Annotated in this window: 11 protein-coding genes and 1 pseudogene; 3 read left to right on the top strand and 9 right to left on the bottom strand. The window is 72.1% G+C overall.

Annotation, left to right across the window (positions count from 1 at the left end; all coding sequences use genetic code 11):
• Positions 1 to 1,029, top strand: a 1,029-nt coding sequence (locus tag TA90_RS03040; protein WP_222704594.1) for a hemagglutinin, incomplete at its 5' end; no start/stop codon positions are given.
• Positions 1,030 to 1,160: 131 nt separating this feature from the next.
• Here TA90_RS03040 and TA90_RS15435 read toward each other — a convergent pair.
• The 9 genes and pseudogenes from TA90_RS15435 to TA90_RS13025 all read right to left on the bottom strand — a co-directional run bounded on the left by TA90_RS15435 (position 1,161) and on the right by TA90_RS13025 (position 13,204).
• Positions 1,161 to 4,025 carry an FAD-binding and (Fe-S)-binding domain-containing protein gene (locus tag TA90_RS15435; protein WP_052450426.1) on the bottom strand — a complete coding sequence of 955 codons (2,865 nt, stop codon included), beginning with the start codon at positions 4,023 to 4,025 and terminating at the stop codon, positions 1,161 to 1,163.
• The gene (locus TA90_RS15740; RefSeq protein ID WP_269419940.1) at positions 4,022 to 4,741 is read right to left on the bottom strand and encodes an L-lactate permease; all 720 of its coding nucleotides are present in this window, start codon (positions 4,739 to 4,741) and stop codon (positions 4,022 to 4,024) included. Before TA90_RS15740 ends, TA90_RS15435 begins: the two co-directional genes overlap by 4 nt.
• A gap of 199 nt (positions 4,742 to 4,940) precedes the next feature.
• Positions 4,941 to 5,720, bottom strand: a pseudogene (locus tag TA90_RS15985) (L-lactate permease); the annotation flags it as partial.
• Positions 5,721 to 6,015: 295 nt separating this feature from the next.
• Positions 6,016 to 6,831: a nucleoside-triphosphatase gene (locus tag TA90_RS03025; protein ID WP_231550640.1), complete on the bottom strand. Its 816-nt coding sequence runs from the start codon at positions 6,829 to 6,831 to the stop codon at positions 6,016 to 6,018.
• A gap of 6 nt (positions 6,832 to 6,837) precedes the next feature.
• A complete protein-coding gene (locus tag TA90_RS03020; protein WP_052450425.1) occupies positions 6,838 to 7,422 on the bottom strand; it encodes a phosphoribosyltransferase in 585 nt (194 codons plus the stop codon).
• A gap of 144 nt (positions 7,423 to 7,566) precedes the next feature.
• Positions 7,567 to 8,697, bottom strand: a complete 1,131-nt coding sequence (locus tag TA90_RS03015; RefSeq protein WP_043534548.1) for a 6-phosphofructokinase — start codon at positions 8,695 to 8,697, stop codon at positions 7,567 to 7,569.
• Between the two features lie 144 nt (positions 8,698 to 8,841).
• Positions 8,842 to 10,908, bottom strand: coding sequence for an HNH endonuclease signature motif containing protein (locus TA90_RS03010; protein WP_082031319.1), 2,067 nt, complete (start codon positions 10,906 to 10,908; stop codon positions 8,842 to 8,844).
• 458 nt (positions 10,909 to 11,366) lie between these two features.
• Positions 11,367 to 12,446 (bottom strand): inositol-3-phosphate synthase, encoded by a 1,080-nt coding sequence (locus TA90_RS03005; protein WP_043534546.1) that lies wholly within the window; start codon positions 12,444 to 12,446, stop codon positions 11,367 to 11,369.
• Positions 12,443 to 13,204, bottom strand: a complete 762-nt coding sequence (locus tag TA90_RS13025; RefSeq protein ID WP_052450424.1) for a PadR family transcriptional regulator — start codon at positions 13,202 to 13,204, stop codon at positions 12,443 to 12,445. The genes TA90_RS03005 and TA90_RS13025 overlap by 4 nt, the downstream gene beginning before the upstream one ends.
• Positions 13,205 to 13,471: 267 nt before the next feature.
• Between TA90_RS13025 and TA90_RS02995 the strand changes: the two genes are divergently transcribed.
• A complete protein-coding gene (locus TA90_RS02995) occupies positions 13,472 to 14,449 on the top strand; it encodes an AAA family ATPase (protein WP_043534545.1) in 978 nt (325 codons plus the stop codon).
• 92 nt (positions 14,450 to 14,541) lie between these two features.
• Positions 14,542 to 15,551 (top strand): DUF58 domain-containing protein (locus TA90_RS02990; RefSeq protein WP_187120077.1); only part of this gene is annotated, 1,010 nt, incomplete at its 3' end.

Genomic DNA, 15,551 nt, shown 5'->3' with positions numbered 1-15,551 from the left:
CCTCGTCGACCACCTGCGCGCACGCCTGGCCCCGGCGCGCCCCTGATGGCTCCGGGGCACGCGACGGGACACGGGCACCGTGCCACCGGCCCCCCGGCCGGACGTCGCAGGTCGGGGAGGTCCCGGGCGCGGCACGGGACCCGCCGCGGTCGGCGTGGGTCGTCCGGCTGCGGTGTCGCGACGCTGCTGGTCCTCGGGCTCCTCGCGCTCATCGCGGCGGGGCTCGTCCTCCTGGTGCGCTCCGCCCTTCCCGGCACCCAGGACGGCGACGCGACCGGCCCGGATCCCGACACGGTGACCGCCGGCGCCGGACCCACCACCCCGCCCCTGGACTTCAGCGGGTTCGAACCCGGCGGCATCATCTCCGACGCCCTCTTCTTCGACGCGGATGCCATGACCGAGGACGAGGTCGCGCAGTTCATCTCGACATGGAACGCGGGCTGCGTGCCGGGCACGGACGGGACGCCCTGCCTGGCGGACCACACCGAGTCGACCCCGGACTTCGCCGCCGACGCATACTGCCCCGGCGGTTTCGAGGGCGCATCGGAGGACACGGCGGCCTCGGTCATCACGAAGGCCGCCACGGGGTGCGGGGTGAACCCGCAGGTGCTGCTCGTCGTGCTGCAGAAGGAGCAGGGACTCATCACGGCGTCGGGGAGCTCCCTGTCGGCCGCGCGATACGACACTGCCATGGGCTACGCCTGCCCCGACACCTCCACCTGCGACGCCCACTACTCGGGGTTCGCCCGTCAGGTCTGGTACGCCGCACGACAGTTCCGCATCTACCAGCAGGACCCCGGACAGTTCGAGTTCCAGGCAGGCGTGACGAGCGACGTCCTGTACAACCCCGACCCCGACTGCGGGTCGGCGCCGGTGACCATGGCGAACCAGGCCACCGCGGGGCTCTACAACTACACGCCCTACCAACCCGACGACGATGCCCTGTCAGGTTCGGGGGGAGCCTGCTCCAGCTGGGGCAACCTCAATTTCCACGCCTACTGGAAGGCCTGGTTCGGCCCCACCCACTGACCCCGTCGGCGAGGTCCGCTCTGTTCTGACCGCGAAGTCCGCTCCTTTCGGGCCGTGAGGTCCGTTCTGATCTGGCGGCGGCCCCCACCTCGTCCGGGCCGCAGGCCGCGCCCCGGTGCGGGTGTCCGCGGTCAGGCTCCTGCGGGCACCCGCCGTCCCGGCCGGGTCGCCTCCTCCAGCAGCTCCAGCACGTGGCGGTACTCCGACCCGGTCGCCCGCGTCATCCCCACCTCGCAGGTGCGGTTGCAGGAGGCATGGGCGTCGGCGTGGAGCGCCTTGACCTCACGCGCCTCCGGCGCGGCGGCGGATGCGGTCAGCTCGGGGTGGAGCATCCCGCGGTCGCCGGCGAACCCGCAGCAGCCCCAGTTCAGCGGCACGTCCACCTTCCGCGCGACGGTCGCGGCCACCGCCTCCAGCGCGGGGTTGAGCCCGATCTGGGTCGAGGAGCAGGTGGGGTGCAGGGCCAGGGTGTCCACCAGGGGCGTGACCTCACCCAGGGCGGGCAGGACCTCGCGCCGGACGAACTCGACGGCATCCAGGGTCTGCCAGGTGACCTTCTCGTCGCGGAAGATGTGCTCGAAGCCCTCGGTGCAGCTTGCCGCGTCCGTGATGACCGGCAGCCTGCCGTCCGGGTCGAGCTCCCGCACCGCGGCGACGACCCGGTGCGCCATGGCGGCGCGCCCCGCGGGGTAGCCCTTGGACGTCCACGGCGTCGAGCAGCACAGCGACTCGATCCCCTCGGGCACCACCAGCCGGATCCCCGCGCGCTGCAGCAGGGCGATGAAGGCGCGCGTCGCGCCCTCGCCGTCCCCGCCCGCCTCGAACATCCCGTTGATGCAGGCCGGCAGGTAGACGCCGCGGATCTCTCCCTCGTCCGCCCCGACGGTGCCCGCCAGCGGCTTGCGGGCGGGTCCCCCGGCGGGGAGGTCGGCGCTGTAGTGGGGCACCGTGTCGGCCCCGAGGACGGCGCGCCCCACGTCCGAGACGGCCCCGACGAGGGGCGCCGGCAGGTGGTCGGCGACGGTGAGCCCGGCGGCCGCGGTGCGCGAGACGAGGTTCCAGGCGTGGGCCGCGGCCCGCCACCCGGTGGCCAGGACCGGGTTCTGGTCCTCCCGGCGCAGGCGGCGCACGAGGTCACCGGTGTTGATGAGCACCGGGCAGGCCGTGACGCACATGCCGTCGACGGCACAGGTCTCGATGCCGGAGTACTCGTAGTCGTGGCTGAGTTCCCTGACCAGGGCCTCGTCCCCGTGGGCGCGGGCCCGCTCCTCCGCGCGGCGCACGACGATGCGTTGGCGCGGGGTGAGGGTGAGGTCGCGGGAGGGGCACACCGGCTCGCAGTAGCCGCACTCCACGCAGCGGTCGGCCTCGATCTCGATGGACTCCGGAAGCTTGAAGTCGCGCAGGTGGGCCTTCGGGTCGTCCTCGATGATGACACCGGGGTTGAGGATGCCGGTGGGGTCGCACAGGGTCTTGATCTCGCGCATGACCCCGTAGAGCTCGTCGCCGTACTGACGGCGCACGAAGGGGGCCATGACGCGCCCGGTGCCGTGCTCGGCCTTGAGGTTGCCGTCGGCGGAGAGGACGAGGTCGACCATGTCCTCCGTGAAGGCCGCGAAACGGTCGATGGCCCCGGTGCGGGCGAACCCGTCGGTGAGCATGAAGTGGATGTTGCCGTCCTTGGCGTGGCCGAAGATCACGGAGTCGGCGTACTGGTACTTCGTGAACAGCTCCTGCAGGGAGGCGCAGGTGGGTGCCAGGGACGGCACCGGCACGACGATGTCCTCCAGCAGGGCGGTCGTCCCCGACTTCCGGGCGCCCGCCACCGAGGTGTACAGGCCCTTGCGCAGCTTCCAGGCCAGCGCCCGCTGGGCGGCGTCGGTGGACAGGGTGGCCGGGGACCGCAGGGAGAGGTGGTCCAGCACCTCGCTGCCGCCGCGCACGAGGTCGGCCAGGGTGTCGGCGTCATCGGCCTGGTACTCCACGAGCAGCGCGGCCTCGGTGCCGACCTCGAAGCCCGTGATCTGGCGGGGGGCGTCGGGGAAGGACTGCCCGACCCGCAGGGACGTGGCGTCCATGAGCTCCAGGGTCGCCGCGTGGGAGGCCACGAGGTCGGGCAGGGCCCGGGTGGCGTCCTCCAGGGAGTGGAAGACGGCCAGGGCGGTGGCGACCTGGTGGAGGACGGGCACGGTGCGGTAGGTGGCCTCCGCGACGAAGGCGAGGGTGCCCTCGGACCCGATGACCAGGTGGGCGAGGAGGTCGGCGGGGGAGTCGAAGTCGAGGAAGGCGTTGACCGCGTATCCCATGGTGTTCTTCATGGCGAAGCGGCGCTTGATGGTCGCCACGGATTCGGGGTTGTCGAGGACGCGGCGACGCAGGCGCTCCAGCCCCTCGACGAGGGCGGGCTCCCGGCGGCGCAGCTGGGCGTCGGCGTCAGGGGCCGAGGTGTCGACGGTGGTGCCCGAGGGCAGGACCAGCACCATGGACTCCAGCGTGTGGTACGTGTTCTGGACGGTGCCCGCCGCCATGCCGGAGGAGTTGTTCGCCACCACTCCGCCCACGGTGCACGCACCCTCGGAGGCCGGGTCGGGGCCGAGGCGGTAGCCGTGACGCGCGAGGTGGGCGTTGACCTGTCGCACCGTGGCCCCCGGCTGGACGCGCACGCGACGTCCCCCGTCGAGCACCTCGATGTCGCGGAAGGCCTTGCGGGTGTCGACCATGAGGTCGGGGGCCGAGGCCTGACCGGACAGGGACGTCCCGCCCGAGCGGAAGGTCACGTGGGTGCCCGAGGCGGAGGCGCCGCGCAGGACGGCCGCGATCTCGGCCGCGTCCTCCGCGATGACGAGGGCGCGCGGGGTGTGGAGGAAGTGGGAGGCATCGCTCGCGTGCGCGACGCGGTCCAGCGCCCCCAGGCGGATGCGTGAGGCGTCCGGGATCGCGGAGGCGACCGCGGGGTCGATGTGGGCCTCGGGAATTGTGTGAGTGGGAGAAGTCATGGTGTGGGGACCATCCATCCGAGGATCGGTGTCGATTGCAGGTAGACGAAGGCCGTGAAGGCGACGAGAAGACCCAGACTCCACCAGACTAGCCTCCGGAACAGGTCGCCCTCCTTCCCCGCCATGCCGGCGGCGGCGGCCGCGACCGCCAGGTTCTGGGGGGAGAGCATCTTCCCGACCACGCCGGCCGAGGAGTTCGTGGCCGCCATGAGGACCGGGTCGAGGCCCGCCTTCTCCGCGGTGGTCGCCTGCAGGAGCCCGAAGAGCGCGTTGGAGGAGGTGTCGGAGCCCGTGATCGCCACCCCGAGCCACCCGATGGCCGGGGAGAGGAGGGCGAAGAAGCCCCCGGTCGCGGCGAGCGCGGCGCCGAGGCTCTGCGTCTGGCCGGACAGGTTCATGACATAGGCGAGGGCGAGCACGGAGACGACGGTGAGGATCGTGAAGCGCAGCTGGTGCACGGTCGCGCCGTAGGCCCGCAGGGCGCGGCCCGCGGAGACGCGGTAGGCGAGGGCGACGATGATCCCCGAGATGAACAGCAGCGTGCCGCCCGTGCTGACCCACCCCAGCTTGAAGGTGGTCGAGATGGCGTCGCCCGCCGCGTTGGCCACGTCGAGGCCCGGCCAGGCGAAGGAGATCGTCGCGTGCTCGGCCAGGAAGGTCTTGACCGCGGGGATCTGGGTGACGGAGAAGACCGCGATGATCACGACGTAGGGCACGCACCCGGCCATCCACGGTTGGAGGTTCCCCGCGGAGCGCGGTCCCGATACGGTCGACGCGGGCCATGTCGGGATCGGCGATGCCCGCCCGGGAGGTGTGGCCACCGGGTGCGGCCACGTCGGCGCCGCCCTCGTCGGTGTCCTCCGCCTCGAAGGCCACCGTGTGCGAGGGCGACCACACGCGCAGGACGAGGAGCACCACGACGGCCGTGACGACGGCGGCGACCACGTCCGTGATCTCGACGGCGAAGAAGTTGGAGGTGACGAACTGGGCGACGGCGAAGGTCAGGCCGGAGATGACGGCGATCGGCCAGGTCTGGCGGACACCCCGCCACCCGTCGACGATGAAGACCAGCAGCAGGGGCACGAACGCCGCGAGGAAGGGCGTCTGGCGACCGGCCATCTGGGCGAGGAGGTGCACGTCGATCCTCGTGACCCCCGACAGGGTGATGATCGGGGCGGCCATCGCCCCGAACGCCACGGGCGCCGTGTTGGCCAGCAGCGACACCACGGCGGCCTTGAGGGGTTTCATGCCCGCGGCCACCAGCATCGCGATGGAGATCGCCACGGGGGCGCCGAACCCGGCCAGGGACTCCAGGAGCGCCCCGAAGCAGAAGGCGATGATGATGGCGAGGATGCGCTGGTCATCGGTGATCGCCCGGATGCGGTCGCCCAGGACCTCGAACCAACCGGTCACGACGGTGAGCCGGTAGATCCACAGCGCGTTGACCAGGATCCACAGGATCGGGACGACGCCGTAGAGGGCGCCCTCCAGGGTTCCGCTGGCCACCTGGGCGACCGGCATCCGCCACACGAGGGTCGCCAGGAGCATCGAGAGGACCAGGCCGATGACGGAGGCGAGCCAGGCCTTGACGCGGAAGACGCCGAGGAGGACGAAGAGCGTGGCCAGGGGGATGACGGCGACCAGTGCTGACAGGGGGAGGGATCCGGCGACGGGATCGAGGGTCTGGTGGAACATCCGGGGAACTCCTCATCGGGTTCGGGGCGGGTGCCTGTGGCGGCGGGCCGGCACTGCCGGGCCGCGCGGTTGACGGGACGGCACCAGTCAAACACCCGGGAGGACCCCGTGTGGGACTTTGGTCACAGGAGTGGCGGGGTCTCCGTGCCGGGGTCCCCGTGCCACGGCGTCGGCACGACAGGTTCCGGGTCCGACCGGCGCTGGTCGGTGTGGGTGCGGGACATGTGAGGCCGGGGGAACACCTCGGTGACATCCGGGGACGGACCCGGGACTCCGGTGGGGCGCGCTCCGGGTGTCAGTCGGGCCGTGCCTCGGGGGGACGAGGGCGGATGACCACGTCGGCCCGGTCACGGCCTGCCGCGACCAGGTCGATGTTCGCGGAGTCCACGGTGCGCACCCAGTGGGCGGCGTCGACGTGGTCGCGGCCGAAGGCCTCCTGCCGGGCGACGAGCCGACGCAGGAGCTCGGTCGCCGGCGTCTCGACGTGGACGAGGAGGTCGACGAGGTCGCGGGCCTCGCGCCACCCCTCCACGTCGAGGCCGAGGTAGTTGCCCTCCGTGATGACCACGCCGTGGGGTGCCACTGCCGAGGAGGCTGCCACCGGCTCGTGCAGGTCACGTCGGTAGTCGGGGGCGAAGACCGTGCGCCCCGCGCTGCGCACCCGCCCGAGCAGGGCGACGTAGCCCCACACGTCGAAGGTGTCGGGAGCGCCCTTGCGGTCGGAGCGCCCCAGGTCCTCCAGGACCGTGTTGGAGAGGTGGAACCCGTCCATCGGGGCGAGCCCGGCCACCGCCACGCCCCGTGCCTCCAGGAGGTCGGCGACCATGCCGGCCACCGTCGACTTGCCGGTCCCCGGCGGGCCGGTGATGCCCAGCACCCGGACCTCGCGTCCCTGGGCGAGCCGGTCGGTCACCAGGTCCACGACCTGGCGGGCCACGGACTCCGAGGCCCCGAGGCGGGCTGTCGGATCCGCGACGTCACCGGGGTCGCCCTCGTGCGCCGCGACGCGACCGGGGTCGCCCTCGTGCGCCCCACGTGGTCCGCCCTCGGCACCCATGGCGCCCGCCGCGCCCCCGGCACCCATGGCGCCCGCCGCGCCCCCGGCACCCATGGCGCCCTACTCGGCCCGCACGACGGGCAGGGTGGACCAGGGGAAGTTGATCCACCGGTCGGTGACCCGCCAGACGTAGTCGGGGGAGATGACCGAACGGGGCTTCTCGTAGATGACCGCGCAGCGGGCGTCGACGGGCACGGCGGCCGCGCCGTCCAGGGAGAGCCCGTTCTCGGCGATGAGGTCCATGACCATCCGCAGCGTGCGTCCCGAGTCTGCGACGTCGTCCACCACGAGGACGTTCTTGCCGGAGATGGCGGAGACGTCCATGAGTGGGGGCAGCAGGCGGGGCTCTGCGAGGGTCTCGTCGACGCCGGTGTAGAACTCCACGTTCATCGTGCCGATCGCCTTGACGCCCATCGCGTAGGAGATGGCGCCGGCGGGCAGCAGGCCACCGCGGGCGACCGCGATGATGAGGTCGGGAACCCATCCGGACTCGACGATCGCGCGGCTGAGGTCCCGGGTGGCCGTCCCGAACGCCTCCCAGGTGAGGGTCTCGCGCTCGGCGGGATCCGCCTGGGTGCTGGCGCCGTCATCGAATGCGGTCAAGGTGTCCTCCAGGGGATCGGTGTGCTCATCGGGTGATGTCATCGTAGTTCCGCGGGACGCACCCCCCGACGTGGTGGTTGTGGCTCCGGCTGCGCGACGTGCGGTCGCGGGGAGTGGCACTGCCACCGGGGTCGGACCCGGGCCGCACGAGCCCGGGTCCCTGCCGCCACCGGTCAGTGGCTGCGCTCAGTCCCCCATGCAGGTGCCCACATGCCGTGCGGACTCCAGCCACGGATGGTCCAGGGGGACGGTCTTGAGGTTCCCCGCCACCTCCGGCAGGGGCACGGGTACCGCGGCCTGGCCCTGCGAGGCCACGGTCACGCCGTACTCGCCGCGGGCCACCATGTCCGCCCCCGCCCCACCCAGGAGGGTGCCGAGCAGTCGGTCCTGGGCGTCGGGGGTTCCCCCGCGCTGGACGTAGCCCAGGATGGTCACCCGGGACTCCAGGCCGGTGGCGGCCTCCAGGGCCTCGGCCACCTTGAACGCATTGCCGCGGTGCGAGACCAGCACCGCATTGCGGTGCTTCTTGGCGGCCGACTTGGCCTCGGGGGTGGCCGCGCCGCGTACCAGGGCCTCGGCAGCGACGAGGTCCGCCGCATCCTGCTGGTCGCGGGCACCCTCTGCGATGGCCACGACGGAGAAGCTGTGCCCGGCGGCGGCACGCCTGCGGATCGACTCGGCGACCGGCTCGATGGAGTAGGGGATCTCGGGGAGCAGGATGATGTCGGCTCCTCCTGCGATCCCCGCGCCCAGGGCCAGCCAACCGGCCTTGTGGCCCATGATCTCCACGACGATGATCCGGTGGTGGCTGTGGGCGGTGGAGTGGAGGCGGTCGATGGCCTCCGTCGCGATGCCGAGTGCCGTGGAGAACCCGAAGCTGGTGTCGGTGTGCGCGATGTCGTTGTCGATGGTCTTGGGGAGGTGGATGACGTTCAGTCCGGCCTTCGAGAGGCGGTTGGCAGTCTTGGCGGTGCCGCCCCCGCCGATGCAGACCAGGCCGTCCAGGCCGTCCTTCTCGCAGTTCTCGATGATCGTGGGGACCATGTCGACGACCTCGTCGCCCACGCGCATCTTGTGGGGCTTGTCGCGGGAGGTCCCCAGAACCGTGCCCCCGACCGTGAGGATCCCCGACAGTGCCTGGGAGTCGAGCTGGACGAAGCGGTTCTCGGCCAGACCCCGGATGCCGTCGCGGAAGCCGATGACCTCCATGCCGTAGTGGCCCAGCGCCGCCTTGCCGAACCCGCGGATCGCCGCGTTGAGGCCCGGGCTGTCCCCACCTGCCGTCAGGATGCCGACCCGCTTCGCGTTCTTGGACATGGAGTCCTCCTCGGTAGCTGTGCTCCAAGGGTATCGGGTCGCCCGGAGGGGGTGATCCCGGGCCGACTCGTCCCGGCGCCGTGGATCGGCGTGGTCAGGGGTGTGGTGTCGGCCCCGGGTGCGGCACCGGTGGCAGCGGGGCCCTCATCCGGTGCGAGGCAGCACCATCTCGACCTCGAGGCCGGGAAGCGCCACGGGAGCCATGGCAGCTGCCTGGGGCATGGCCGCGGCCTCGGGCCGGTCGGCGGCCCGGGGTATGGCGGTGGCTTGGGGCATGGCGGTGGCCTCGGGCAGGACAGCGTGGGATGGATGGGAGTCCGACCGTGACGCCGTGGCGGAGCCGGGCGCATGCGTGCCGCCAGGGTCTGGTGGGACGGGGGTCGGCGGGTGGCCGTCCGATGGGCGTGGATCGGCCGTCTCCGGCAGGAAGCTGTCCGGCGGGAACGAGCCCGGCAGGAAGTCGTCCGGCGGGAGCGCGTCCGGCAGGAAGTCGTCCGGCGGGAACGTGTCCGGCAGGAAGTCGTCCGGCGGGAGCGCGTCCGGTGGCGGGCGGGAGTCCGACCGGGGAGCGGCGCCGGTGCCGGGTGGATCGTCGCCGGGGAGGGCCTGGCCACCCCGCTCCAGGGTGAGCCGGCGGTGGTGGGAGGAGGTACTCGTCTGTGCCGGCCGCCATGACCTCCGCGGGTCGATGCTCGCCGGGGGCCTCACCCAGGGTGTGCCGTCCCGCATGCGGATGTCCCAGCCCAGGACGTGGAGTTGGCGGTGGTGGTGCCAGCACAGCATCGCGCCGTTGTCGGTGTGTGTTGGTCCACCCTGGGAATGCTCGTGGACGTGGTGGACCTCGCACCATGTCGCGGGAACCTCGCATCCAGGGATGCAGCAGCCACCGTCGCGAATCGCGATGGCCCGGCGCTGGTGCGGGGTGAAGATGCGTGAGGGAGAACTGAGCTCCTGGATCCCACCGGCACGGCTGGTGACCATCGTCTGGATCTGGCCTGCGCACCCCGCATGGTGGGCGCTGGTGGAGTCGACGTCGCTGGCGTCCTCGTCGTGCGTGCCGGACAGGAATGCCCTCCCCAGCGGAGCATCGAGCTGACTGCGGTCGATGGTGACCACGAGGGTGGGGGGTGCTCCTCCCAGGAGCGGCATGTCGGGCACGCCTGCCGCAACGGTGAGCACACCGCCGAAGGCGTCGTGGAGCCGCTGGCCACGTGAACGTCGGTCCACCTCAGGTCCTGGTGGCGGGGGAGCTCCGAGAACCTCGGCACCTGCACGGAGGTCCCCGACGCCCGCGGTCGCGGCTGTCGTGTCACCGACACCGTGTCGCGAACCGTCCACACGAGGGTTCATGTAGGCATCGAGGATCCGTTCCAGTTGCGCGGCGACCTCGGGCAGGAGCTCCCCCTCGATCCGGCGTGTCCCCCCACGGGAGGGGAGGAGGCGCAGGTGGCGGCGGTTCTCGGCGTGTTCGCGTTCTGTGGTGCGGATGCGCTCGGCCTCCTCACCCCGGGACCTGTCGGCCTCCTGGACCAGCATCACCCTCCACGCCGACGCGAGGCGCCTGACCTGGGCCAGCGTCCTGCCGCGACCGGGGGTCGAGTCACATGCCTCGGACAGCAGGGCCCGTGCCCGGTCCCCGAAGACGGCCATGTGCTCACGGATGCAGTCCGCACCGAGGACCGCTGCGAGGAGCGCGCGTTCCCCGTCCCCGACCCGGTCGGGTGCGGCGCCACGGTCCCTCGCCTCCTGGAGGGCCCCGGTGATCACGAGGGAGGTCTCCGTCGCCACCAGTCCCGCACCCACGCCGGCGCGGATGAGGGGGAAAGGACTGGGCTCCTCTCGACCCGAGACGGAGACCGCTGGCCGGAGGGGTTGGGCCTGGGTGATGCGTCGATGGGCGGCGACGGTGGAGGTTCCCGTCGCATCGGCCACCAGGTCGACGGCCCGGGTGAACCCCTTCTTCACGCAGAGGCGTGCGTCCCCCAGCTCCTTGCGCGAACGCTGCTGGACCTCACCCGCCGCGAAGGCCCGCCCGGCATCGATGAGGCGTCCCAGGGCCTCGAGCTCCTTCAAAGCATCGAGCAGATCCTGGTCACTGAGGTCGGCGAGACGTTCGGCATCGGAGAGTTCGACCAGCGTCCGGCGCGCCATTGCGACCCGTTCCCCCAAGGGGAGGATCGGGCTGTGCGTGTCAGTCCTTCTGGTCTCCATGCCCCAAGTCTCCGCACCCCCGTGTGCATCTGGAGGTCGAACAGGCGTTCGAACGTGGACATCTCACGAAATGTGAGAGAGCTCACAAATGGACCCCTCGGACCGTCCATCCCGCCCCAGCCGGGCACCTCCACCCGACACCTCGGCCGTGGCGGTTCCAGCTGGCACTTCCACCCGACACCTCGGCCGGGCGGTTCCAGCTGGTACCTCCACCCGACACGCCCACCGGGAACGCCCAGAGCTCCCCGAGTCCCTCGGCCCGCACGTGATCGGCGTGGTCCACAGACGCAAGGACAGGGGCCGCCCTCGTCCGTCCACGAAGGACAGGGGCCGCCCTCGTCCGTCCACGAAGGACGAGGGCGACCCCCGCCGCCGGTTGCCCGGCACCACGGTGCTGCCCACCCGCTGCGTGCAGGTGGTTCCCGAGCGGTCTCAGAGCCTTGCGAGCACCGTCACCCTCACCGCTCGACCTCGCCGCGGATGTAGGCCTCCACGCTCGCCCGCGCGGCCTCGTCGGGGCGCTGCTCGGGCGGGGACTTCATGAAGTAGGAGGCGGGGGAGAGCAGGGGCCCGCTGATGCCGCGGTCCAGGGCGATCCTCGCCGCGCGGATGGCGTCGATGACGATGCCGGCGGAGTTCGGGGAGTCCCAGACCTCCAGCTTGTACTCGATCTGGATCGGCACGTCGCCGAAGGTGGTGCCCTCCACCCGCACGAACGCGAACTTGCGGTCGTCCAGCCACGGCACGTAGTCCGAGGGGCCGACGTGGACGTCGCGGGCGGGCAGGTCACCGAGCATGTTGGAAGTGACCGCCTGGGTCTTGGAGATCTTCTTGGACTCCAGGCGGGAACGCTGCAGCATGTTCTTGAAGTCCATGTTGCCCCCGACGTTGAGCTGGTAGGTCCGGTCGATCCGCACCCCCCGCTCCTCCATGAGCCGCACGAGGTCGCGGTGGCTGATCGTCGCGCCGAACTGGCTCTTGATGTCGTCGCCGATGATCGGCAGGCCCGCGTCGGTGAACCTCTGTGCCCACTCGGGGCGGGAGGCGATGAAGACGGGGAGGCAGTTGACGAACGCGCACCCGGCCTCGATCGCGGCCTGGGCGTAGAAGCGGTCGGCCTCCTCGGACCCCACGGGCAGGTAGGAGACGAGCACCTCGGCGCCCGACTCGCGCAGCGCGGCGGCGACGTCGACCGCCTCGGCGGAGGACTCGGTGATGGTGTCGCGGTAGTACTCGCCCAGACCGTCCAGCGTCGGGCCGCGCTGCACGAGGACCCCGGTGGGGGGAACGTCGTCGAACTTGATGGTGCAGTTCTCGGACGCCCAGATGGCGTCCGCCAGGTCCAAGCCGACCTTCGCCTCGTCGACGTCGAAGGCTGCGACGAACTCGACGTCGCGGACGTGGTACCCACCGAAGTCGACGTGCATCAGGCCGGGGACCGTGTCCTCGGGGGCCGCGTCGCGGTAGTAGTGCACCCCCTGGATCAGGGATGAGGCGCAGTTGCCCACCCCCACGATTGCCGTGCGGATCGCTGTCATTGGCTGTCCTTCTCTGTGTGTGTGCGGTGCTGCCGCGACTTCCTGCGCGCGCGGGTGCGGCGCAGACCCGGGGTGGCGTCCTCCTCCGTCATGGACGAGGGCGACCCCCCTGGGGTGGTCAAGGGGTCTCCCGGGGGCGTCGGTTCCGGGGTGGTCGGGCCGACGGGCCCCACGGGGGTGGTCGTCGGGGCGGCACCTGGGAGGGGGCCCGGGACTGGTGTGGCGGTCCGGTCGGCGGGGAGTGGGGCCTGGACCATGGCGATGAGCCGGTCGAGCCAGGTGATCTCCCGCAGGGTGTCCTCCTCCTCCCACTCCGAACGGGCACGCCGCCACGGGTCGCCCTCGGCGCGGGGGGAACGACGTTGACGCTCCTCCCTGCGGGCCTGCACGCGGGCCCTGCGGTCCCTCAACAGGCGCAGGCGGGCGGCCGGCGAGGCCTTGGACATCAGCCCGACGGCGATCGCGAAGGAGTCGTCGTCACTGTCCACCTTCTCCAGCTCCTCCTCGAGGAAGTGCCGTCCCAGGGGGGTGATCTCGTGGACGATGAGCTTGCGGTGCCCCTTCCTGGGTTCCGTGGTCGTGGAGGTGATGAGGCCGGCGCGCTCCAGCCGGTGGAGGGCGGGGTAGAGGGAACCGAAGGAGAGGGTCCGCAGCGGGCCGACGGCATCCGAGAGGCGTCGTCGGAGCTCGTAGCCGTGGGTGGGGCGGTCGAGTTCGCCCAGGATCGCCAGCTCGAGCATCTCGGCCCTGATCCCCATCCGGCACTCCCCCGTCCCGCGCCCGGGGCGGAATCCCCGAGCGCATGTATCGAGATGATATATCGGTTCGACATGTCAGGGGAAGGGGCGGACCTCCCGCGGGCCGGTCGCGGGTCGGCGGTGGCCCGGACACGGACCGGCGGTGACCCGTCGGTTCGGGGCACCGGGCGGCCACTTCCGTCCCGGCGGACGGTACCGGACCGTGACCTGTGTTACGTTCCCCGCAGGGCCGGACGACGCCCGGAGCGCGAGGGGAGGCATGGGCCGATGACCGACACCGTGGTGGCGGGTGATGTCACTGCCGTGCGCGACCTGTCCTCCCGTCTCACGCGCAGCGTCTCCGCCGTGATCTCCGGGAAGCCCGAGGCGGTGGGGGCCGCGGTGTGCACCCTCCTGGCGGGCGGGCACCTCCTCGTCGAGGACGTACCGGGCGTCGGCAAGACGACCCTCGTGGCAGCACTGGCCCGCAGCATCGACGCACGTGTCACACGCATCCAGTTCACCTCGGACATGCTCCCCACCGATGTCACCGGGGTGTCCGTCTTCGACGCGGCGACCCAGGAGTTCAGGTTCCACCCCGGCCCCGTCTTCGCCAACGTCGTCATCGGCGACGAGGTCAACCGGGCCACACCCAAGACCCAGTCCGCCCTGCTGGAGGCCATGGGGGAGCGTCAGGTGACGGTCGACGGGAGCACCCTGCCCCTGCCCGCCCCCTTCATGGTCGCAGCCACCCAGAACCCGCAGGACATGGAGGGGACCTTCCCCCTCCCCGAGGCCCAGCGCGACCGCTTCATGGCCCGCATCTCGGTCGGCTACCCCGATGCGGGGGCGGAACTCGCGATGCTCGACGACCGTCGCGACGGCGACCCCCTCACCCGCGTCCGCGCCGTGACCACGCCCGAGGGTGTCCTCGCCGCCCAGGCCGCGGTGACCGGCGTCCACCTCTCCGACGAGGTCGCCCGCTACCTGGTCGCGCTCGTGGGCGCCACCAGGTCCCACCCCGGCCTGCTCATGGGGGCGAGCCCCCGTGCCACCCTGCACCTGGCGCGCATGTCCCGTTCCCGGGCAGCGATGCAGGGGCGTTCCTTCGTCTCCCCCGACGACGTGGCACGGCTCGCGGGGATCGTCCTGCCCCACCGCCTCGTCCCGCGCGGACGCCATGCGACCGCCACCGAGTCCCTCGCGGCCGCCACCCGCATCGTCTCGGAGGTCGTGGCGTCCCTGCAGGTCCCGGGCCTGCCGTGACACCCGGGCGCCGACCGGTGTGGCACCCGTTCCGCGGTGCCGGTCGGCGGGTGCCCGGGGGAGCTGCCTCCCGGGCCCGTTCCCTCCTCATCGTGCCCACCCCGCGGGGATGGGGGGTGCTCACCCTGGGAGCGGTGTGCTGGCTCACCTGGGCCTGGATCGGACTGAGGGAGATGCTGCTGCTCGCGGTCTTCCTCCTCGTCCCGGTCCCGTTGGCCCTGGCCGCCGCCACGGGGGTCGCGTTCCTCTCCCGACCGCGGGTCGTCCTCGACACCGTTCCCCCGACGCCCATGGTGGGGGAGAGGGTGCCCGTGCGTGCACGCGTCCTGGTGCACTCCGCGTTCCTCTCCGATGCCGAGGTCCTCTGGAGGTGGGAGGGGGACGTGACCCGGAGGGAGGGACGACGCGTCGACGTCGTGCGCCTGCGTCCCGGCCCCGGTGTGCGCACCGGGGTGGTGCTGCGCCCCCGGGAGCGGGGCCGGATGCGCGTCACGCTGTCCTCCCTGCGGGTGACCGATCCGTTGGGGCTCGCCCGGCTCTGGCTGCGCATGGATGCCGGGGAGGACCTCCTGGTCCTGCCCGCGCTCCTGGCACCGGGGGAGCTGCCCGCCGCCCTGGGTGCCTTCGGGACGAAAGGGGTCAGGCCCGGCTCCGGTGAGCCGGGAGGGAACCTGCGCGAGTACCGGACGGGGGACGCCCCCCGGTCGATCCACTGGAAGCAGTCCGCCCGGCAGGGACACCTGCTCGTCAACGTCCCCGAGGGAGGCGCCGGGACCAGCCACCGCATCGTCCTCGTCACCGGGACCTCGGCCTACCCGGGTTCCGGTCCCACCACGACCGAGGCCTTCGAGCGCGCGGTGTCGGTGGCCGCCACCCTGGCGACACAGTGGGCGGCACACGGTGGCGAGGTGGAGCTCTCCGTCGGGGGACCCTCCCCTGCGTCCCTGGGCTGCCAAGGGGCCTCGGCCTCGCTGCGACTCCTCGCGGAGGCCCGACCCGGGGCCGGGACGGACCCCGATCCGGAGTCCTTGCTTCCCCCCGGGTGCCTCCTGGTGTCCGGGACGATGACGGGCCCGTTGCGCGCGTGCCTGTCCCGCGGGGG

The sequence above is a fragment of the Actinomyces polynesiensis genome (assembly GCF_000820725.1).
GTDB lineage: Bacteria > Actinomycetota > Actinomycetes > Actinomycetales > Actinomycetaceae > Pauljensenia > Pauljensenia polynesiensis.
Note: the sequence above shows the minus strand (reverse complement) of the source record. Positions and strands in the feature narration are given on the sequence as shown.